Source organism: uncultured Azohydromonas sp., from assembly GCF_937926365.1.
GTDB lineage: Bacteria > Pseudomonadota > Gammaproteobacteria > Burkholderiales > Burkholderiaceae_C > Azohydromonas.
The window spans coordinates 20,516-40,089 of sequence record NZ_CALAOH010000235.1 but is presented as its reverse complement, the minus strand read 5'-3'; the positions used below and the strand labels follow the sequence as shown (position 1 = coordinate 40,089).

At 69.6% G+C, this 19,574-nt stretch carries 20 protein-coding genes and 1 other RNA gene; 8 read left to right on the top strand and 13 right to left on the bottom strand.

Annotated elements, in window-relative coordinates; translation table 11 throughout:
* From Q0741_RS26235 to gyrA, 9 genes are all read right to left on the bottom strand, one after another.
* The coding region (locus tag Q0741_RS26235; protein ID WP_298236144.1) for a lipopolysaccharide assembly LapA domain-containing protein at positions 1-246 on the bottom strand (246 nt) is incomplete at its 3' end.
* 146 nt (positions 247-392) lie between these two features.
* On the bottom strand, positions 393-713 hold the full coding sequence (locus Q0741_RS26230; protein ID WP_028999288.1) for an integration host factor subunit beta: 321 nt from the start codon (positions 711-713) through the stop codon (positions 393-395).
* Between the two features lie 21 nt (positions 714-734).
* Positions 735-2,450, bottom strand: coding sequence for a 30S ribosomal protein S1 (gene rpsA / locus Q0741_RS26225; RefSeq protein ID WP_298236143.1), 1,716 nt, complete (start codon positions 2,448-2,450; stop codon positions 735-737).
* 171 nt (positions 2,451-2,621) lie between these two features.
* Positions 2,622-4,670, bottom strand: coding sequence for a bifunctional 3-phosphoshikimate 1-carboxyvinyltransferase/cytidylate kinase (locus Q0741_RS26220; RefSeq protein WP_298236142.1), 2,049 nt, complete (start codon positions 4,668-4,670; stop codon positions 2,622-2,624).
* A gap of 41 nt (positions 4,671-4,711) precedes the next feature.
* Positions 4,712-5,596 carry a prephenate dehydrogenase/arogenate dehydrogenase family protein gene (locus Q0741_RS26215; RefSeq protein ID WP_298236141.1) on the bottom strand — a complete coding sequence of 295 codons (885 nt, stop codon included), beginning with the start codon at positions 5,594-5,596 and terminating at the stop codon, positions 4,712-4,714.
* A gap of 2 nt (positions 5,597-5,598) precedes the next feature.
* Positions 5,599-6,702: a prephenate dehydratase gene (gene pheA, locus Q0741_RS26210; protein WP_298236140.1), complete on the bottom strand. Its 1,104-nt coding sequence runs from the start codon at positions 6,700-6,702 to the stop codon at positions 5,599-5,601.
* A complete protein-coding gene (gene serC, locus Q0741_RS26205) occupies positions 6,695-7,795 on the bottom strand; it encodes a 3-phosphoserine/phosphohydroxythreonine transaminase (protein WP_298236139.1) in 1,101 nt (366 codons plus the stop codon). Before serC ends, pheA begins: the two co-directional genes overlap by 8 nt.
* Before the next feature lie 3 nt (positions 7,796-7,798).
* A complete protein-coding gene (locus Q0741_RS26200; RefSeq protein ID WP_298236138.1) occupies positions 7,799-8,359 on the bottom strand; it encodes a DUF2059 domain-containing protein in 561 nt (186 codons plus the stop codon).
* 1 nt (position 8,360) lies between these two features.
* The gene (gene gyrA, locus Q0741_RS26195) at positions 8,361-10,991 is read right to left on the bottom strand and encodes a DNA gyrase subunit A (RefSeq protein ID WP_298236137.1); all 2,631 of its coding nucleotides are present in this window, start codon (positions 10,989-10,991) and stop codon (positions 8,361-8,363) included.
* 275 nt (positions 10,992-11,266) lie between these two features.
* Here gyrA and ompA point away from each other — a divergent pair, with 275 nt between their 5' ends.
* From ompA to Q0741_RS26170, 5 genes are all read left to right on the top strand, one after another.
* The gene (gene ompA / locus Q0741_RS26190; RefSeq protein WP_298236136.1) at positions 11,267-11,920 is read left to right on the top strand and encodes an outer membrane protein OmpA; all 654 of its coding nucleotides are present in this window, start codon (positions 11,267-11,269) and stop codon (positions 11,918-11,920) included.
* Positions 11,921-12,002: 82 nt separating this feature from the next.
* Positions 12,003-12,704, top strand: a complete 702-nt coding sequence (gene ubiG / locus Q0741_RS26185) for a bifunctional 2-polyprenyl-6-hydroxyphenol methylase/3-demethylubiquinol 3-O-methyltransferase UbiG (protein WP_298236135.1) — start codon at positions 12,003-12,005, stop codon at positions 12,702-12,704.
* A gap of 36 nt (positions 12,705-12,740) precedes the next feature.
* On the top strand, positions 12,741-13,406 hold the full coding sequence (gene gph, locus Q0741_RS26180; RefSeq protein ID WP_298236134.1) for a phosphoglycolate phosphatase: 666 nt from the start codon (positions 12,741-12,743) through the stop codon (positions 13,404-13,406).
* A gap of 18 nt (positions 13,407-13,424) precedes the next feature.
* Positions 13,425-13,784, top strand: a transfer-messenger RNA (tmRNA) gene (gene ssrA, locus Q0741_RS26175).
* 179 nt (positions 13,785-13,963) lie between these two features.
* Positions 13,964-14,845 carry a mechanosensitive ion channel family protein gene (locus tag Q0741_RS26170; RefSeq protein WP_298236133.1) on the top strand — a complete coding sequence of 294 codons (882 nt, stop codon included), beginning with the start codon at positions 13,964-13,966 and terminating at the stop codon, positions 14,843-14,845.
* 15 nt (positions 14,846-14,860) lie between these two features.
* Here the strand turns inward: Q0741_RS26170 and Q0741_RS26165 are convergent, their stop codons facing one another.
* Positions 14,861-15,640, bottom strand: coding sequence for an SDR family oxidoreductase (locus tag Q0741_RS26165; protein WP_298236132.1), 780 nt, complete (start codon positions 15,638-15,640; stop codon positions 14,861-14,863).
* A gap of 146 nt (positions 15,641-15,786) precedes the next feature.
* Between Q0741_RS26165 and Q0741_RS26160 the strand changes: the two genes are divergently transcribed.
* Positions 15,787-16,170 carry a hypothetical protein gene (locus tag Q0741_RS26160; protein ID WP_298236131.1) on the top strand — a complete coding sequence of 128 codons (384 nt, stop codon included), beginning with the start codon at positions 15,787-15,789 and terminating at the stop codon, positions 16,168-16,170.
* 240 nt (positions 16,171-16,410) lie between these two features.
* On the opposite strand, the gene Q0741_RS26155 is transcribed toward Q0741_RS26160, so the two are convergent.
* Positions 16,411-16,803: a hypothetical protein gene (locus Q0741_RS26155; RefSeq protein WP_298236130.1), complete on the bottom strand. Its 393-nt coding sequence runs from the start codon at positions 16,801-16,803 to the stop codon at positions 16,411-16,413.
* Between the two features lie 208 nt (positions 16,804-17,011).
* Entirely contained in the window at positions 17,012-17,689 is a 678-nt protein-coding gene (locus tag Q0741_RS26150) for a L,D-transpeptidase (protein WP_298236129.1), read from the bottom strand.
* Positions 17,690-17,951: 262 nt separating this feature from the next.
* Here Q0741_RS26150 and Q0741_RS26145 point away from each other — a divergent pair, with 262 nt between their 5' ends.
* On the top strand, positions 17,952-18,461 hold the full coding sequence (locus Q0741_RS26145; RefSeq protein WP_298236128.1) for a DUF2231 domain-containing protein: 510 nt from the start codon (positions 17,952-17,954) through the stop codon (positions 18,459-18,461).
* Between the two features lie 83 nt (positions 18,462-18,544).
* On the opposite strand, the gene Q0741_RS26140 is transcribed toward Q0741_RS26145, so the two are convergent.
* Positions 18,545-19,246 (bottom strand): methyltransferase domain-containing protein, encoded by a 702-nt coding sequence (locus Q0741_RS26140; protein WP_298236127.1) that lies wholly within the window; start codon positions 19,244-19,246, stop codon positions 18,545-18,547.
* Between the two features lie 192 nt (positions 19,247-19,438).
* Between Q0741_RS26140 and Q0741_RS26135 the strand changes: the two genes are divergently transcribed.
* Positions 19,439-19,567: a hypothetical protein gene (locus Q0741_RS26135; protein ID WP_298236126.1), complete on the top strand. Its 129-nt coding sequence runs from the start codon at positions 19,439-19,441 to the stop codon at positions 19,565-19,567.
* Positions 19,568-19,574: the final 7 nt, after the last annotated feature.

Below are 19,574 nucleotides of genomic sequence, written 5' to 3'. Positions count from 1 at the left end.
CGCCGCGGCCGTGGCGCCGGGCGCCGGGCGCGCGGCTTGACGGCGGTGGTGCCACCACGCCGGCACCATCGCCAGCACGCCCACGGCGCAGCCCCCGGCAAAGGCGGCCAGCACCACGATCACCAGCGGCGCGTTCCATGACTGGCCGAAGAACCAGTGCACGGTGGCGGTGTGGCGGTTGTTGAGCGCGAACGCGAACAGCGCGAAGAAGAGGAAGGCCCGCAGGAGCCAGACGAGGAAGCGCATGGGCGGGCGATTCTAGCGAGGGCACACCCCGGTTCCGGGGGCGCGCGGCCGGCGCGGCACGGCTTTCACGGCCGAGCGGCGCCCAAAAGGAAGCGGCGCCACGAGGGCGCCGCTGCGGAGATCTCCACGGACCAAGGCCGGGAGCTTCAGGAGGTGCCGAGCTCGGCGGGCTCCGGCGCGACGGGGACGTTGGCGTCCACCGCCTCGCGCAGCGCCTTGCCGGGCTTGAAGTGCGGCACCAGCTTTTCCGGGATCAGCACCGGCTCGCCGCTGCGGGGATTGCGCCCCATGCGCGGCGGACGGCGGTTGATGGAGAAGCTGCCGAAGCCCCGGATCTCGATGCGGTGCCCGCGCGCCAGGGCGTCGGACATCGCGTCGAGGATGGTCTTGACCGCGAACTCGGTGTCGCGGTGCGTGAGCTGGCCGAAACGCTCGGCCAGCTCGGCCACGAGGTCGGAACGGGTCATGACCGCCGGGCCCCTTCAGTCTCAGCCGTTGTCGCGGTTGTCCAGCTTGGCGCGCAGCAGGGCGCCCAGGCTGGTGGTACCGGCGGTTTCGCGCTCGTTGCTCTGCGACAGGCGCTGCATGGCTTCCTGCTGGTCGGCGTTGTCCTTGGCCTTGATCGACAGCTGGATCGAACGCGTCTTGCGGTCGATGTTGATGATCATGGCGGAGACGTCGTCGCCTTCCTTGAGCACGTTGCGCGCGTCTTCGACGCGGTCGCGGCTGATTTCGGAAGCGCGCAGGTAGCCCGTCACGTCCTCGGTCAGCTGGATCTCGGCGCCGCGCGGATCGACGCTCTTCACCTTGCCGCTGACCAGCGATCCGCGGTCATTGAGCGTGGTGAAGGTGGCGAACGGGTCGCCGTCGAGCTGCTTGATGCCCAGGCTGATGCGCTCGCGCTCCACGTCCACGGCCAGCACGACCGCTTCGACTTCCTGACCCTTCTTGAAGTTGCGCACGGCGGCTTCGCCGGGCTCGTTCCAGGACAGGTCGGACAGGTGCACCAGGCCGTCGATGCCCTGGGCCAGGCCCACGAACACGCCGAAGTCGGTGATCGACTTGACCGGGCCCTTGACCTTGTCGCCGCGCTTGACGGTCTCGGCGAACTCTTCCCAGGGATTGGGCTTGCACTGCTTCATGCCCAGGGAGATGCGGCGCTTGTCCTCGTCGATCTCCAGGACCATCACTTCGACTTCCTCGCCCAGGGTCACGACCTTGGCGGGGGCGACGTTCTTGTTGGTCCAGTCCATCTCGGAGACGTGCACCAGGCCTTCGATGCCCGGCTCGATCTCGACGAACGCGCCGTAGTCGGCGATGTTGGTGACCTTGCCGAACAGGCGGGTGCCGGCCGGGTAGCGGCGGGCCACGCCGTGCCAGGGGTCGTCACCCAGCTGCTTCAGGCCCAGCGAGACGCGGTTCTTCTCGGCGTCGAACTTCAGCACCTTGGCGTCGAGCTCCTGGCCCACCTGGACCACTTCGCTCGGGTGACGCACACGGCGCCAGGCCATGTCGGTGATGTGCAGCAGGCCGTCGATGCCGCCCAGGTCCACGAAGGCGCCGTACTCGGTGATGTTCTTCACCACGCCGTGGACGATGGCGCCCTCGGTCAGCGTCTCCAGCAGCTTGGCGCGCTCTTCGCCCATCGAGGCTTCCACCACCGCGCGGCGGCTCAGCACCACGTTGTTGCGCTTGCGGTCGAGCTTGATGACCTTGAACTCCATCGTCTTGCCTTCGTAAGGAGTCAGGTCCTTGACGGGGCGGGTGTCGATGAGCGAGCCGGGCAGGAAGGCGCGGATGCCGTTGACCAGGACGGTCAGGCCGCCCTTGACCTTGCCGGAGACGGTGCCGGTGACGAAGTCGCCGGACTCCAGCGCGTTTTCCAGCGCCAGCCACGAGGCCAGGCGCTTGGCCTTGTCGCGCGACAGGATCGTGTCGCCGTAGCCGTTTTCCAGGGCGTCGATGGCCACCGACACGAAGTCGCCGACCTGCACCTCGACCTCGCCCTGGTCGTTCTTGAATTCTTCGATGGGAACGTAGGCCTCGGACTTGAGGCCGGCATTGACCACCACGAAGTTGTGCTCGATGCGCACCACCTCGGCAGAGATCACCTCGCCGGCGCGCATGTCGCGCTGCTGCAGGCTTTCTTCGAACAGGGCGGCAAAAGACTCGCCGCCCTGGGTGGCGGTTTGGGTATCCATCATGTGGGTGTTTCCTGGCCGGCGGGCCGCGTGGAAGGCGGGGCCGGCGTTTCGTGCAACTGCCGTTGCGGGGTTAGGTTGCGAATCCGCTGCCCCCGGCGCGCCTTGCGGTGCGGGGAAACTGCCCTAGCGGTGCGAAGGCAGCGGGGGAGCGGTCCCGGGTGCTCCGGCGTCTCAGGCTTGCGGCGTGCCGCTGTCCTGGAACGGACCGCGCTGCGCCCACCACTGCAGCACGGTGGCGGTGGAGGCTTCCACCGTCTGTGCCGAGTTGTCCAGCAACTGCGCGTCCGGGGCCGGCTTCAAGGGCGCGATCAAGCGGTTGCGATCCCGCTCGTCCCGGGCCTCGAGGTCGGACCGAAGCTTGTCAATGCTAGCAGAAATTCCTTTTGAAATCAATTGCTTATACCGGCGCTCGGCACGCTTGGCGGCACTGGCAGTGAGGAACACTTTCAGCGGTGCGTCCGGAAAGATCACGGTCCCCATGTCGCGTCCGTCCGCCACCAGCCCCGGCGCGCGGCGGAAGGCCAGTTGCACTGCGTACAGTGCTGCGCGCAACTCCGGCAGCGCGGAGATGCGCGAGGCGGTGGTGCCGACCTCCTCGCAGCGCAGGTCGGCGCTGATCTCGCGGCCGTCCAGGTACAGCCGCTCGCCCTCGAAGCGCAGGTTCAGCCCGCGCGCCAGTGCGGCCATCGCCGCGCCGTCGGTGGTGTCCACGCCGCGCGCGAGCGCCGCCAGCGCCGTGACGCGGTAGAGCGAGCCCGAGTCCAGCGTGTGGTAGCCCAGTGCCTGGGCCACCGAACTCGCCAGCGTGCCCTTGCCCGAGGCGGTGGGGCCGTCGATGGTGATCACCGGCACCAGCGAGCGCTCGGTGCTGGCCAGGTCGAACAGCGTCTCGAAGTAATCGGGGAAGGTCTTGCCCGCGCAGCGAGGCTCCAGGATGCGCACCGGCACCACCGGCTCGGCCGAGGCCAGCGGGTTGAACGCCGCCAGCGACAGGCACATCGCCATGCGGTGGTCGTCGTAGGTGTGGATGGAGGCGGCCTTCCAGCCCGAGGCCGGCGGCGGCGACACCTCGATGAAGTCCTCGCCTTCCACCACCGTGGCGCCCACCTTGCGCAGTTCCGCGGCCATGGCGGCGATGCGGTCGGTCTCCTTGACGCGCCAGCTTGCGATGTTGGTCAGCCGCGTGCTGCCGCGCGCGTACAGCGCCATCACCGCCAGCGTCATGGCCGCGTCGGGAATGTGGTTGCAGTCCAGGTCGATGGCGCGCAGCGGCCATGCGCCGCGCTGCACCTCGATGTAGTTGGGTCCCAGGTGCACCGACGCGCCCATGGCGCGCGCGGCGTCCACGAAGGCCACGTCACCCTGGATCGACTCGCTGCCCACACCCTCGATACGCACCGGCGCGTCGGTGGCGGCGATCGCCCCCAGCGCCACGAAGTACGAGGCCGAGGAGGCGTCGCCCTCCACCCACACCTCGCCCGGCGAGCGGTAGGCGCTGCCCTGCGGGATGGTGAAGCGCTCCCAGCCCTCGCGCTGCACCTCGATGCCGAAGCGCGCCAGCAGCTTGAGCGTGATGTCGATGTAGGGCTTGGAGATCAACTCGCCCTGCACCTCGACCGTGATCGCGCCGTCCGCGCTCACCAGCGGCAGCGCCAGCAACAGCGCGGTGAGGAACTGGCTGGAGACGTCGCCACGCACGCGGATGGGCGCGGCCGTGTCCACGCGGCCGCCGGCGGCGCCCGTGAGGCGCAGCGGCGGGTAGCCGTCCTGACCCAGGTACTCCACGCCGCAGCCGAGCTGGCGCAGCGCGTCCACCAGGTCGCCGATGGGGCGCTCGTGCATGCGCGGCACGCCCGAGAGCTCGAAGTTGCCGCCCTGCGTGGCGGCCAGCAGCGCCAGCGCGGCCGTGAGCGGGCGCATCGCGGTGCCGGCGTTGCCCAGGAAGAGCTGCGCCTCGTGCACCTGGAGCCGTCCGCCCAGGCCCGTGACGCGCAGCGGGCCGCCGCCGGTGCCGGGCTCCACGCCGCAGCCCAGGCGACCCAGCGAGTCCAGCATCACACGCGTGTCGTCGGAGTCGAGCAGGTCGTGCACCAGCGTCTGGCCTTCGCACAGGCCGGCCAGCAGCAGCACGCGGTTGGAAATGCTCTTGGAGCCCGGCAGGCGTACCGTGCCGGCGGCGCCGGTGAGCGGGGGAAGGTCGAGGAAGGGAAGGTCGTACATGCGTGGGTCGCGTGCCGCATGGGAGCGACACGCGGGGATGTTCAGCGGGACTGTGAGGGCGGTGCGCCCAGATGCCAGCGCGCGCGCGCCTGCGCCACCTGGCGGATATGGTCTTCCAGCGTCGCGGCGTCGCCCGCGCGCAGCTGCTGCTCGAAGCCGTCCAGCGCCTGGCGGAAGTGCTGCAGCTGGTCCAGCACCTCGTCGCGGTTGGCCAGCAGGATGTCGCGCCACATCACCGGGTCGCTGGCGGCAATGCGCGTGAAGTCGCGAAAGCCCGGCCCGGCCAGGGCCAGGAAGTCGCCGTCCCCGTCCTGCCGTGCCACGCCTTCGAAGTAGGCATAGGCCAGCAGGTGCGGCAGGTGGCTGACGGCGGCGAAGGCGGCGTCGTGCGCCTGTGGGTCCATGCAGCGCACGCGCGCGCCCAAGGCCTCCCACAGTGCCGTGGCGCGTTGCACCAGCTCGGCCGGGTTCTCGGGCAGCGGTGTGAGGATGGCGTGGCGGTTGACGTAGAGCGCCGCGTCGGCATGCGCCACGCCAGCCGTCTCCTTGCCGGCGATGGGGTGCGCGGGCACGAAGCGCGACAGCCGCTCGCCCAGCACGCGCCGCGCCGCGGCCACGGCGTCGCGCTTGGTGCTGCCGACATCCATCAGCAGCGCGTCGGCGTCCAGCACGGGTGCCACCGCGGCCAGCACGCCCTCGGTGGCCGCCACCGGCACCGCCAGCACCACGAGGTCGGCGCCCTGCGCCGCCTGGGCCGCGGAAGGCGCAACCGCGTCGATCACGTTCAGCCGCAGCGCCTTGTCCAGCGCGGCGGTGTCGGGGCCGCAGCTCACGACCTGGTTCACCAGCCCGGCACGCCGCAGCGCCAGGGCGAAGGAGCCGCCCATGAGGCCGCAGCCCACCAGCGCCAGCCGCTCGAAACGCATGGTCAGTGCCGGTCCAGCGGGTAGCCGCCCAGCAGCTTGAAGAAGCTGCAATGCGCGCGCAGTGCCTGCAGCGCTTGCGCGACGTGCGGCTCCTCGGGGTGGCCCTGCAGGTCGATGTAGAAGTAGTACTCCCACTGGCCCGATCGCGCCGGGCGCGATTCGAAGCGGCTCATCGACACGCCAGCGGTCTTGAGCGGCACCAGCAGGTCCACCATCGCGCCGGGGCGGTTGGCGACCGCCACCACCAGGCTGGTGCAGTCCATGCCCGAAGGGGCGGGCAGGCTTTGGTATTGCGGGTCGGCCACCATCACGAAGCGGGTGCGGTTGCGCGGATCGTCCTGCACGCCCGGAGCGACCAGGTGCAGCCCGAACTCGTTGCCCGCGCGCACGCTGGCCAGTGCGGCCAGCGACGGATCCTGCGCCGCCAGGCGTGCGCCCTCGGCATTGCTGGCCACGGGGCGGCGCTCCACGCCCGGCAGGTGCTGCGACAGCCACTCGTGGCACTGCCCCAGCGCCTGCGGGTGCGCGCACACGGCCTGGATGCCTTCCAGGTCCTCGCGCAGGCGCAGCAGGTTGTGGCGCACCAGCAGGCTGGTCTCGCCGACGATGCTCAGCGGCGTGGTCAGGAACAGGTCCATGGAGCGCGCCACGGCGCCCTCGGTGGAGTTTTCCACCGGCACCACGCCGAAGTCGGCCGAGCCGGCACTGGTGGCGCGGAACACCTCGTCGATACTGGCGCAGGGCACGCGCACGATGGAGCTGCCGAAGTAGTTGAGCGCCGCTTCTTCGCTGAAGGTGCCCGCCGGCCCCAGGAAGGCCACGCGCGTAGGCGTCTCCAGCGCGCGGCAGGCTGACATCAGCTCGCGCCAGATCGGCGCCAGGTTCTCGTTCCGAAGCGGCCCCGGGTTGACGGCTTTGAGGCCCTCGATCACCTGCTGCTCGCGCTCGGGGCGGAACACCGGCGAGCCTTCCTTCTTCTTGATCTCGCCCACCGCCTGCGCCAGCGCGGCGCGGCGGTTGATCAGTGCCAGCAGCTCGCGGTCCACTGCGTCGATGCACACGCGCAGGCCGGGCAGGTCTTGGGGCAGGGAAGTGTCGTCAGCCATGGCGGGCCTGGAACTCGGTCATGTAGGACACCAGCGCCTGCACGCCTTCGAGCGGCATGGCGTTGTAGATGGAGGCGCGCAGGCCCCCGACGGACTTGTGGCCCTTGAGCTGCAGCAGCCCGCGTTCCACGGCGCCTTCCAGGAAGGGCGCGTACAGCCGCTCGTCGGGCATGAAGAAGGGCACGTTCATGCGCGAGCGGCAGCCCGGCGCGACCTTGTTGCTGTAGAAGCCCGAGGCGTCGATGGCGCCGTAGAGCAGCTCGGCCTTCTGCGCCGCGCGGCGCTCCATCTCGGCCACGCCGCCCTGGCGCAGCAACCACTGGAACACCAGCCCGGCGATGTAGATGGCATACGTGGGCGGCGTGTTGAACATCGAGCCGTGCTCGGCCACGGTCTTGTAGTCGAAGGCCGAGGGGCACACGGGCAGCGCGTGGCCCACCAGGTCCTCGCGCACGATGACGATGGTCAGCCCGGCCGGCCCGATGTTCTTCTGCGCGCCGGCGAAGGCCAGGCCCACGCGCGACCAGTCGATGCCACGCGAGAGGATGTGCGAGGAGCAGTCGATCACCAGCGGCGTGTCGCTGCCCAGCGCCTTGAGATCGGGCAGCTCGTGGAACTCGATGCCGTGGATGGTCTCGTTGCTGCAGACGTGCAGGTAGCGCGCGCCGCGGCGCAGTTGCCACGTGGCCGGGGCGGGCAGCGTGGTATGGCTGCCGTCGTCGGCGGTGTTGGTGGCGGCGAGCTGAGCGTCGCAGTACTTCTTCGCTTCCTTGAACGACTTCTGCGACCAGCTGCCGGTGACCACGAAGTCCACTGCCGCGCCGCCCGAGAGGTTCAGCGGCACGATGGCGTTCTCGGCCAGGCCGCCGCCCTGCATGAACAGGATGTGGAAGTTGGGCGGCACCGCCAGCAGGCGGCGCAGGTCGGCCTCGGCCTGATGGGCGATGGAGATGAATTCCTTGCCGCGGTGGCTCATCTCCATGACGCTCATGCCGCTGCCGTGCCAGTCGAGCATCTCTGCCGCGGCCTGTTCCAGCACCTCGGCCGGCAGGGCCGCCGGGCCGGCGGAGAAGTTGTAGGGGCGCTGCTTCATGGCTTACTTCTTGGCGGCAGAGGCGCTGGCTGCGGGCATGGGCACGCCGGCGGCTTCGAGGCGATTGCGCATGGCCTGCTCCAGGCGCTGGATCTTGGGGTCGAGCGTCGGCGCCAGCTCCGCGCCCAGCTTTTTCACCAGCGACTGCTCCATCTCGGGCATGAGCTGCTGGAACTTGCGGTTCACGGGCGATTCCATCCAGGCGATCACCTGCTTGAGCTCGTCCTCGCTGAACTTTTCCTCCAGCAGCGCGCCGACGGTGGAGGGCGCAAGCTTCACCATGCGCTCGCGCGCCACCGGCACGGCCTCTTCGGCGTATTTCTTGGCCTCGGCCTGGAGATCCTTGAACAGGGCCTCGCGCTTGTCCGGCGCCACCCGGGCCTGCAGCACCTGGCCGGCCTGCTGGAGCATCAGCACCGCCGGGCGCTCGGCGAGGTTGCGCGCCATGCCCTCGATGCTGGGCTGCTGCAGCTGCAGCACCTTCTGCACCAGTTCCTTCTTGGTCTGGGCGTGCGCGCCGCCGGCCACGGCCAGCGCCGCGGCCAGCGCGATCGACTTCCACATGTCAGTTGTTCTCCTCGCCGGCCTCGGGAGCGGCCGTGCTGTCCACGTTGGCATCGTTCTCCACGATGCGTTGCAGGCCGCCCAGGCGCGCGCCGTCATCCAGCGCGATCAGCGTCACGCCCTGCGTGGCGCGGCCCATCTCGCGGATCTCGGAGACACGGGTGCGCACCAGCACACCGCGGTCGGTGATGAGCATGATCTCGTCGGCCTCGCGCACCAGCGTGGCGGCCACGACCTTGCCGTTGCGCTCGCTTTGTTGGATGGCGATCATCCCCTTGGTGCCGCGCCCGTGGCGCGTGTACTCGGTGATGGGCGTGCGCTTGCCGAAGCCGTTCTCGGTGGCGGTAAGCACGCTCTGCGACTCGTCCTCGGCCACCAGCATCGCGATCACGCTCTGGCCCGGCTCTAGGTTCATGCCGCGGTTGCCGCGCGCGTTGCGGCCCATGGGACGCAGGTCGTCCTCGGGGAAGCGCACCGCCTTGCCGCCGTCGGAGAACAGCATCACGTCGTGCTGGCCGTCGGTGAGCGCCGCGCCCACGAGGTAGTCGCCCTCATCGAGCGTGACGGCGATGATGCCGGCCTTGCGCGGGTTGCTGAACTCGTCCAGCGGCGTCTTCTTGACGGTGCCCAAGGCGGTTGCCATGAACACGTAGTGGTCGCCGGGGAAGGTGCGGAACTCGCCCGTGAGCGGCAGCACGACGGTGATCTTCTCGTCGGGTTGCAGCGGGAACATGTTGACGATGGGCTTGCCGCGCGAGGCGCGCCCGCCCTGCGGCACCTCCCAGACCTTGAGCCAGTACACGCGCCCGCGGTTGGAGAAGCACAGGATCCAGTCGTGCGTGTTGGCGATGAAGAGCTGGTCGATCCAGTCGTCTTCCTTGGTCTGCGCCGCCTGCTTGCCGCGGCCGCCGCGCTTTTGCGCCCGGTACTCGGCCAGCGGCTGGCTCTTGATGTAGCCCGTGTGCGAGAGCGTCACGACCATGTCGGTGGGCGTGATCAGGTCCTCGGTGCCGAGCTCCTGCACGTTGTGCTCGATGGTCGAGCGGCGCGCGCCGATCTTGGTCTGGCCGAACTCCGCGCGCAGCGCCTTGAGCTCGTCGCTGATGATGGTCGTCACGCGCTCGGGCCGCGCCAGGATGTCGAGCAGGTCGGCGATGGTGGCCATCACGTCGCGGTACTCGCCAATGATCTTGTCCTGCTCCAGGCCCGTGAGGCGTTGCAGCCGCATCTGCAGGATCTCGCCGGCCTGCTCGTCGGAGAGCCGGTACAGGCCGTCGGGCTGCAGCCCGTAGTGCGAGGGCAGGCCTGCGGGGCGGAAGGCCTCGCGCCCGCCGATGGCGCCGGTCTGGGCACGGGCGAGCATCTCGCGCACCAGCGACGAGTCCCAGCTGCGCGCCATCAGCTCCGTGCGCGCCAGCGGCGGCGTCGGGGCGGCCTTGATGATGGCGATGAACTCGTCGATGTTGGCCAGCGCCACCGCCAGGCCTTCGAGCACGTGGCCGCGCTCGCGCGCGCGGCGCAGTTCGTACACGGTGCGGCGCGTGACGACCTCGCGCCGGTGCTCCAGGAAGATCTCCAGCAGCTGCTTGAGATTGCACAGCTTGGGCTGGCCGTCCACCAGGGCAACCATGTTGATGCCGAAACTGTCCTGCAGCTGCGTCTGCTTGTAGAGGTTGTTGAGCACGACCTCCGGCACCTCGCCGCGCTTGAGCTCGATGACCACGCGCATGCCGGACTTGTCGGACTCGTCCTGGATGTGGCTGATGCCTTCGAGCTTCTTCTCGTTGACGAGCTCGGCGATGCGCTCCAGCAGCGTTTTCTTGTTGACCTGGTAAGGAATCTCGTCGACGACGATGGCCTGGCGCTCACCGTTCTTGCCGATGTCCTCGAAGTGGCAGCGCGCGCGCATCACCACCTTGCCGCGGCCGCTGCGGTAGCCCTCGCGCACGCCGTTGAGGCCGTAAATGATGCCGGCGGTGGGGAAGTCCGGCGCCGGGATGATCTCCATGAGCTCTTCGAGCGTGGCCTCGGGCGCGCCCAGCAGGTGCAGGCACGCGTCCACGACCTCGTTGAGGTTGTGCGGCGGGATGTTGGTGGCCATGCCCACGGCGATGCCGGCGCTGCCGTTGACCAGCAGGTTGGGCAGCCGCGTGGGCAGCACCAGCGGCTCCTTTTCGGAGCCGTCGTAGTTGGGCCCGAAATCGACGGTTTCCTTGTCGATGTCGGCCAGCATCTCGTGGGCGATCTTCGACAGGCGGATCTCGGTGTAGCGCATGGCCGCGGCGTTGTCGCCGTCCACGGAACCGAAGTTCCCCTGGCCGTCCACGAGCATGTGGCGCAGGCTGAAGTCCTGCGCCATGCGCACGATGGTGTCGTACACCGCGCTGTCGCCGTGCGGGTGGTATTTACCGATCACGTCGCCGACGATGCGGGCGGACTTCTTGTAAGGGCGGTTCCAGTCGTTGTTGAGCTCGTGCATGGCGTACAGCACGCGCCGGTGCACGGGCTTGAGGCCGTCGCGCGCATCGGGCAGGGCGCGGCCCACGATCACGCTCATGGCGTAATCGAGATACGAGCGCCGCATCTCCTCTTCGAGGCTGATGGGCAGGGTTTCCTTGGCGAACTGGGTCATGGGACGACGGGCGCGACCCTCGCGCGCGGGCGCGGAGCCGGCTCCGCGTAAAGCAGCGGATCGAACATTCTAAGCGGCGCGGCCTGTAGCTCCGGCGCAACAGGGGCAGGCGCCACGCCGGGGCGTCCAGGCCAAAATGGGCGGGTCAAGAAACCCCCGATGGCACAATGGGTCGTCGGTGGTGATCGCTCGCGAGACCGGGTGTTTGCCAGGTTGTCTTGCTTCCGATTCGGACGTTTCGCAGAGTCCTGCGGCTTTCCTTGAGAGGAGAATCAATGAAGAAACTGAACGCCGTGGCGGTGCTGTTTGCATCCGCCGCGCTTGCTGCCCCGCTGTCGAGCGCGTTTGCCCAGACGGTCGACAACTGGCGTGCCACGGACGGCACGGTTGTCAAGAACGGTACCAACGAACTGTGCTGGCGCGATTCCTCCTGGACGCCGGCTACCGCCGACCAGGCCTGCGACGGCGCGCTGAAGCCGCCCGCCCCCGCCCCCGTGGCCCCGCCGGCCGCTGCCCCGGCTCCGGCCCCGGCGCCCGCCCCGGCCCCGGCCGTCGTGCCGCCCGCTCCGGTGAGCGAGAAGGTCACCTACGCCGCCGACGCGTTCTTCGATTTCGACAAGGCCGTGCTGAAGCCCGAAGCGCGCGCCAAGCTGGACGACCTGGTGGCCAAGACCGGTGGCGTCAACCTGGAAGTGATCATCGCCGTGGGTCACACCGACTCCGTCGGCACTGACGCCTACAACCAGCGTCTGTCGGTGCGCCGCGCCGAAGCCGTCAAGGCCTACCTGGTGGGCAAGGGCGTTGAGAAGAACCGCGTGTACACCGAAGGCAAGGGCGAGAAGCAGCCCGTGGCCGACAACAAGACCGCCGACGGCCGTGCCAAGAACCGCCGCGTCGAGATCGAAGTGGTCGGTACGCGCGCCAAGTAAGCCGTCCGGTCTTCGGACCGATGCGTCAGCAAACCCCGCCACGGCGGGGTTTGTGCTTTTCTGTAGGGCTACGATGGGCGCCATGATCAACGCCGACCCCCAGGAGCTGGCCAAGTTCAGCGAGCTCGCCCACCGCTGGTGGGACCCCGACAGTGAATTCCGTCCCTTGCACCAGATCAACCCGCTGCGACTGCAGTGGATCGAGTCGCTGGTGCCTCTGGCCAACAAGCAGGTGCTCGACGTGGGCTGCGGCGGGGGCATCCTGGCCGAAGCCATGGCGCAGCGCAGCGCGCAGGTGCTGGGCATTGACTTGGCCGTCAAGCCGCTGAAGGTGGCGCAGCTGCACGCGCTGGAGTCTGGCGTGCACAACGTGGACTACCGCGAGGTGCCCGTGGAGGCGCTGGCGGCCGAGCAGCCAGCGCGCTTTGACGTGGTGACCTGCATGGAGATGCTGGAGCATGTGCCCGCGCCGGAGTCCGTGGTGGCCGCCTGCGCCGCGCTGGTCAAGCCTGGTGGCTGGGTCTTCTTCTCCACGCTCAACCGCAACCCCAAGGCCTTCCTGTTCGCTATCGTGGGCGCGGAGTACGTGCTCAAGCTGTTGCCGCGCGGCACGCACGAGTACGAGAAGTTCATCCGCCCCAGCGAGCTTGCGCGCTGGGGCCGCGAGGCCGGGCTGGAGCTGCAGCGCACGCGTGGGCTGGAATACAACCCCTTCACGCGCCATTACTCGCTGACGCACGATACCAGCGTCAACTACCTCTTCGGCCTGCGCAAGCCGGCCTGACGAACGTCCGGCGCCGCGCGCCGGCTGCTGTTGCCCATGACTGCTTCCATCCGTTGCGTGCTCTTCGATCTCGACGGCACGCTCATCGACAGCGCCCCGGACCTGGCCGGCGCCGCCAATGCCATGCGCGTGGCGCGCGGCCTGCCTGAAGTGCCTTATGACCGGCTGCGTCCGATGGTGGGTGCGGGCGCGCGCGGCATGGTCGGCGCGGCCTTCGGCACCGCGCCCGGCGACGCGGACTTCGAGGCGCTGCGCGACGAGTTCCTGCAGCGCTATGCCGACGGCCTGCTGCAGCGCACGGCCGTGTTCGAGGCCATGGTGCCGGTGCTGCAGGCACTGGAGCGCGCGGCACTGTGCTGGGGTATCGTGACCAACAAGCACGAGCGCTTCACGCTGCCGGTGGTGCAGGGTTTGGGCTTGCAGGAGCGCGCTGCCGCCCTCATCTGCGGCGACACCACGGCGCATGCCAAGCCGCATCCTGAGCCGTTGCTGGAGGCGGCGCGCCGCGTGGGCGTGGCACCGCAGGCCTGTGTCTACGTCGGCGATGACCTGCGAGACGTGCAAGCCGGACGCGCCGCGGGCATGGCCACGCTGGCTGCCGCCTGGGGCTACCTGGGCGAGCGCGAGCCGATTCACGAGTGGGGCGCCGATGCCGTGATCGAAAATCCCCCTGGGCTCTTGAAGTGGCTCGGACTGGCCTAAAATAGATTTCTCAGCAAAGGGGCCGACCCGGTTTCGACGTGGGTGCGGATCCGGCGCAGGGCATGCCGAGCACCAGTTCGCTCGTAAATCCACTGGACCAAAGTAACTGCGAACGACGAACGTTTCGCTCTCGCCGCTTAACACCGGTGAGCCTCTCAACGGCAGGCCGATGGGCCGGGCCCGCAAGGGCTGAGAGGTCATTCACATCGGCTGGTTGCTGACCGGGTCACTCGGTTGGTAACGAGATCAAGTGACTGGCTCCACGGGTAGCGTGCTGCTGCGCGACCCGGGGGGTGAGACTCAAATCAGTCAGCTAAGCATGTAGAACTGTCCGGTGATGGCTTGCGGACGGGGGTTCAATTCCCCCCGGCTCCACCAATCTCCGATGAAGCCCTGCCGCGCAAGCGGCGGGGCTTTTTCATTGGGTGCCGCCTGCAACCTTTTCCAGCGTCTTCTTACGCGCTTGGAGCTTGTCCCGGACGGCCCTTGCTCCGCATAAGCCTTGCACCCCGGCGCAGCCGTGGCCGAGGCTCTGTTCAACTTCGTGGAGCAAGGCAATGGATTGGGAAAACCTCTGGGACGTGGCTAGCGTGCAGCTCATGAGCTTCGGGCTCAAGGCGGCCGGGGCCATCGCGGTCTGGATCGTGGGCCGCTACCTCATCGGGCTGGCCGTGCGGCTGGTGTCCGCCGCGGCCACGCGCCAGCGCGTGGATCCCACCATCCTGCGCTACGTCGCCAGCGCCGTGACCGTGACGCTCAACATCGTGCTGGTGGTGGCGATCCTGGGCTACTTCGGCGTCGAGACCACCTCCTTCGCCGCGCTGCTGGCCGCCGCGGGCGTGGCGATCGGCGCGGCCTGGGCCGGGCTGCTGTCCAACTTCGCCGGCGGCGCCTTCCTCATCGTGCTGCGCCCGTTCAAGGTCGGTGACTACGTCAAGGCCGGCGGCGTGGAAGGCACGGTCACGGAGATCGGCCTTTTCGCCACCACCATCCTCACGCCCGACAACGTCACCACCTTCGTGGGCAACGGCAAGGTCTTCGGCGACACCATCTCCAACTACTCCGCCAGCGCCTGGCGGCGCGTGGACCGCGAGGCGCAACTGGCCCATTCGGTCAACCCGCAGGACGCCATCGCCCGGCTGCGCACGGCGCTGCTCAACATTCCCAACGTCGAGCGCGACCCGGCGCCGGTGGTGGAGATCATCGACTTCAACGAGCGCGGCACGCGGCTGGCGGTGCGGCCCTTCACCCACACCAACCACTACTGGCAGGTGTATTTCGACACCAACCGCGTCATCAGCGAGACCTTCGGCGCCGCCGGCTACCCGGTGCCCGAGACGCACGTGGTGATGGCCGACAAGCCCGCGCCGCAGCCACAGCCGCAGCCGTCGCTGCCTGCGGCCGGCACCGCGGCGGCGAGCACCGCCGCGGCGGTGTGAGGGCGGTCGCGCCGCTCAGCCCCGGCCCACGTAGGGCATGCCGGTGGCCATCACGGTCATGGTCAGCACGTTGGCTTCCAGCGGCAGCCGCGCCATGGTCAGGAAGGTGCTGACCACGGCGTCCATGCGCATGCGCGGCTCGGAGCGCACGCTGCCGTCGGCCTGCAGCGCGCCCTGTGCCATCAGCTCCGTCATGTCGGTGGCGACGTTGCCGATGTCGATCTGCCCCACGGCGATGTCGAAGGCCCGCCCTTCCAGCGCCGCGGCGCGCGTGAGGCCGCTGATGGCGTGCTTGGTGATGGTGTAGGCCGCGGACAGCGGGCGCGGCACGTGCGCCGAGATCGAGCCGTTGTTGATGATCCGCCCGCCCCGCGGCGACTGCTGCTTCATCAGCCGGAACGCCTGCTGCGTGCACAGGAAGGGGCCGTGCAGGTTCACGTCCACCGCCGATTGCCAGCGCTCCAGCGGCAGCTCCTCCAGTGGTGTGGGCGCGGTGAAGGTCCCGGCGTTGTTGAACAGCAGGTCCAGCCGCCCGAAACGCTGCTGCAGCGTGTCGAAGAGGCGCTGCACGGCCGCGGCGTCGGACACGTCCGCGCTCAGCGCCAGCGCGCGCTGCCCGATGTCGCCCCAGGGATCGCCCACCGCCGCGATGGCCTCTTCCAGCGGCTGCAGCCGCCGCCCGGCGAAGACCACGCGCCAGCCGTCGCGCAGCAGGGCCTGCGCGCAGGCGCGCCCGATGCCGCTGCCCGCGCCGGTGACGAGGGCGACCTTGTCGTGAGGAGTGCTGCTGTTCATGAGGAGGTCTCGTGGAAGAGTTGGTTGAGAAGTCGACGCCCCGGGACGACGGCCACGTCGGCCCGGGTTGGGCCCGGGGACGCGCAGTATGTCGCAGCCCCATGCCGGCTCCCGGAGCCGGCCCGGCGCACGGTGACAATCGCGCCATGAACACCTTTACCCAAGTCCAGCTCTTCACCGACACCGACGGCCGTGCCCGCTTTCGCGAGGTGCAAATTCCCCTGTCCGAAGGCACGCCCGCGGCGCGGCTGTCGCAGCTCATGCCCGCGGCCGCGTTGCAACTGCGCGAGAGCCCGGTGGGCTTCAAGAGCGATTTCCACTGCACCGGCCACCCCCAGTGGCTGTTCGTGCTGCGCGGACGCATGGAGATCGGGCTGCAGGACGGCAGCACCCGCGTCTTCGGCCCGGGCGAGCATTTCTACTCCGCCGACACGCTGCCCGAAGGCGCGGTGTTCGACCCCACGCTGCACGGCCACCGCAGCCGCCAGCTCGGCGACGAGCCGCTGGTGACGCTGTTCGTGCGCGCTTGAGCCGGGCCGGTCCGCGACGCGCGAGCACGGCTCGCGGCGCGGGCCTTGGCTTTACCGGGCACGTGCGTTGCCGACTCTGCACGGCCAGGACGCGACGCCCGATGGCACGGAACTGCACGTTCCGCACCATCAGATCAAGCGCCGACGTCGGCTTAACTCATCAGGAGTCGATCACATGAGCATCGTTCGCAAGAGCCTTCTGGCCGCCGCCATCTGTGCGGCCACGGCTTCCGGTCTGGTCTATGCGCAGTCCACCACCGGCTCGGGCACGACGGACAACCCCAGCAGCACCGGCATGGGCAGCGCCACCCCGGGCGTGCCCGCACCTACCGGTCCCAACACGGCCACCAGCCCCAGCGTCACTGGCGCGGGCACGGGCAGCACGTCCGATTCCTCCACGAGCGGCGCCACCGGCTCCAGCACGGGCAGCACCACTGGCGCGGGCACGGGCAGCACTTCCGGCTCCACCAGCTCCGGCAGCATGGGCACCACCGGCTCGGGCACGGGCTCCGGCAGCACCGGCGTCACTGGCGACACGACGTCGGGCAACATGGGCACCACCCCGGGCACCATGGGCAACAACGCGCCCAGCAGCACCACGGGCAGCGGCTCGTCCTCGTCGGGCACGGGCATGTCCGGCAGCACCGGCACCAGCAGCATGGGCACCGGCTCGACGGGCAGCACCTATGGCAGCGGCACCGACGCCGGCGGCAGCACCCGCGCGCCGCGCGCCGATCGCAACTGAGTCCGCTGAGGGTCCTCCACGCGAGGCCCTTTTGCCGCAAGACGAAGGGACCGCCTCGGCGGTCCCTTTGCTTTGGACTGCCGGGCAGGGGTGGGCTCAGGGCAGGGGCTTGGTGGCAACGCCGCCGCGGCCGGCGCCGTTCGAGGCCTGGGCCAGCGCCGTTGCGTAGGGCGGCATGCGCAGGAACACCTCGCGCATCGGACGCACTTCCGGCAGCACGTACACCACGGGCGCGGCGCCGCCACGGCTGACCGGCATCAGCACCTTCTCGAAGAAGGCCACCGGCACGTTGATGCAGCCATAGGAGATGCGGTTGTCGTCCACGCGCGGCGTTGCCAGGCGCTGCAGCCGGCGCTCCTGCGGATTGGTCGTGAGCACGCGGTGCATGGAAACCGCGGCCTCGTAGTCCACCCACAGCACGTCCTCGCCGCGCAGGTTGCGGCCGATCTCGCTCTGGAAGCGCCCGGCCGGCGTGGTGCGCTCGTGCGGCAGCACCTGCGCCAGCGGCCGTTCGCCGATGCCGGGCACGGTGTCGTCGCCACGCGCCGAGCCCAGCAACACCGGCGAAGCGCCGCGCAGCTTGCCGGCCGCGTCGAACACGTACAGCCGCGCCTTGCGCTTGTCCACGAGCAGGAAAGGTTTCGATTGCGCATCGCCCGTGACCACGATCCAGTCCGCCATGCGGCGCGTCTCGGTGGAGGGACGCTGCGTGCCGAACTCCGCCCGCGGCGCCCCCAGCGCCGCACCGGCGAGCATCACGCCCGCCAGCACCATCGATAAACGCCGGCACCCGTTCAAGACCGTTCTCCCGTTGCCCTGGTTGCACGGCTGCAGGCAAGGCGAGTTCCCGGCGTCGTGCCCGGGCCTTTCACCGGGGGGTGGCCTGGGGCCTGCATCCCGGCATCCGGATTGCGGAGCGCCAGCCGGAGCGCCGGACCGGCCGGCCGCGGCAGGCCCGTCGCGGAACGGCCTCAGCGGCTCTTGCCTTTGTCTGAAGCCCGTATGCCCGGCGCCGCGTCGCCGAAGGAGTCTTGCCATGGAAAGTCGCGTCCGCCTGCTGGGCCATCCCGTGCACCAGCAGCTCATCGTCTTCCCGCTGGGGCTGCTGGCCACCGCGCTGCTGTTCGACCTGGTGTACCTGGTCGGCGGCAACGGCACGATGGCCTTCGTCTCCTATTGCCTGATCTCCGTGGGCCTGCTCTCCGGCTTGGTGGCCGCGCCTTTCGGCACCATCGACTGGCTGGCCATCCCCGCCGGCACGCGCGCCAAGCGCATCGGGCTGCTGCACGGGGTGGGCAACCTGGTGGTAATGGGGGTCTTCCTGGGCAGCTGGCTGCTGCGCCGCGGCACGCCCGAGGCGCCCGAAGCCGGCGCTTTCGTTCTGTCCTTCGCCGCCGGGGCGCTGGCGCTGGTGACGGCGTGGCTGGGCGGCGAGTTGGTCAGCCGGCTGGGCGTGGGCGTTTCGGACAACGCCGGGCTCGATGCCGAAAGCTCCCTGCGCGACCACGGCCACGGCGGCGGCCATGCTCCGCTGAGCGGTCGCTGAGCGGCGCCCGCCGGCGCCGGCCGCTTGCCGAAGGAATTACAGCCGCGCCGCCGCCCGCCGGGCCGTTGCGCGGCGCAGCAAGTTCAGCGCGGCTTGGTGTTGCGCAGCACCACCAGGCGCGACAGCCCGAACAGGTTGACCGACTGCACGGCCTGCAGTTGCCAGTCGTGCGCGAGGATGTGCTCCTCGAAGCCGAAGTCGGAGCGAAAACCCACCCGCTGCGCCATGGAGCGCACGGCGCGCTCCATGAGCCACCAGAAGCGGCTGCCGCTGAAGTGGTTCACCACCAGGATGGTGCCGTCGGCGCGGCACACGCGGCGCACCTCGGCCACCAGCCGCGATGGTTGCGGCGTCACCGACAGCACGTAGGGCATGGTCACGCAGTCGAAGCTGTCGTCCTCGAAGTCCATGGCCTCGGCGTTCATCAGGTGCAGCGAGATGTCGCGGCCCGGCAGCGCCGCGGCGCGCTGGCGCGCGCGCTCCAGCATCTCGGCCGAGAGGTCCACGCCCACCACGCGCGTGTGCGCCGGGTAGCCCGCCAGCGTCAGGCCCGTGCCCACGCCCACCTCCAGCACCGAGGCGGGCTGCAGCGCCGCGGCGGCCTGCGTCATGGCGCGGCGGCCCGGCTCCAGCACGCTGCCGAACACCAGGTCGTAGAGGGAGGAGAAGCGGTCGTAGGTGCGCTCGACGCTGTGTGCCGGCATGGCCGCCGGCGGCGCCGCGCCGTCATGCCGGGAGGAGGGAGCGTGCTTGCCGCGCCGGGCGGCTTGGGGCGTGGAGCTCATGAGCGTTGGGCCTCCTGCGGTTGTCCTTGCGAGTGTTCGCGCTGAACGGAGGCTGGTGCAACCGGGGTGCCCGAGTCCCGGACCTCGGTGCCACGGTGCCGCCAGGACGGCTCGGCGCAGGCTGGTTGGTAGGCACTTCGCTTGCCCGCGCTGCGCACCGGCAATGTTGCCGTTGACTTTGAAAGGATCGCCATGACCCAGCAGAAGAGCGGCTCCAGCCAGCAAGGCCAGGACAAGCAGTCCCAGAAGCAACAGGACCAATCCAGTTCCAACCGCAAGCAGCAGGACCAGAAGAGCCAGCAGAAGCAGCAGCAGAAGTAAGGGCTGC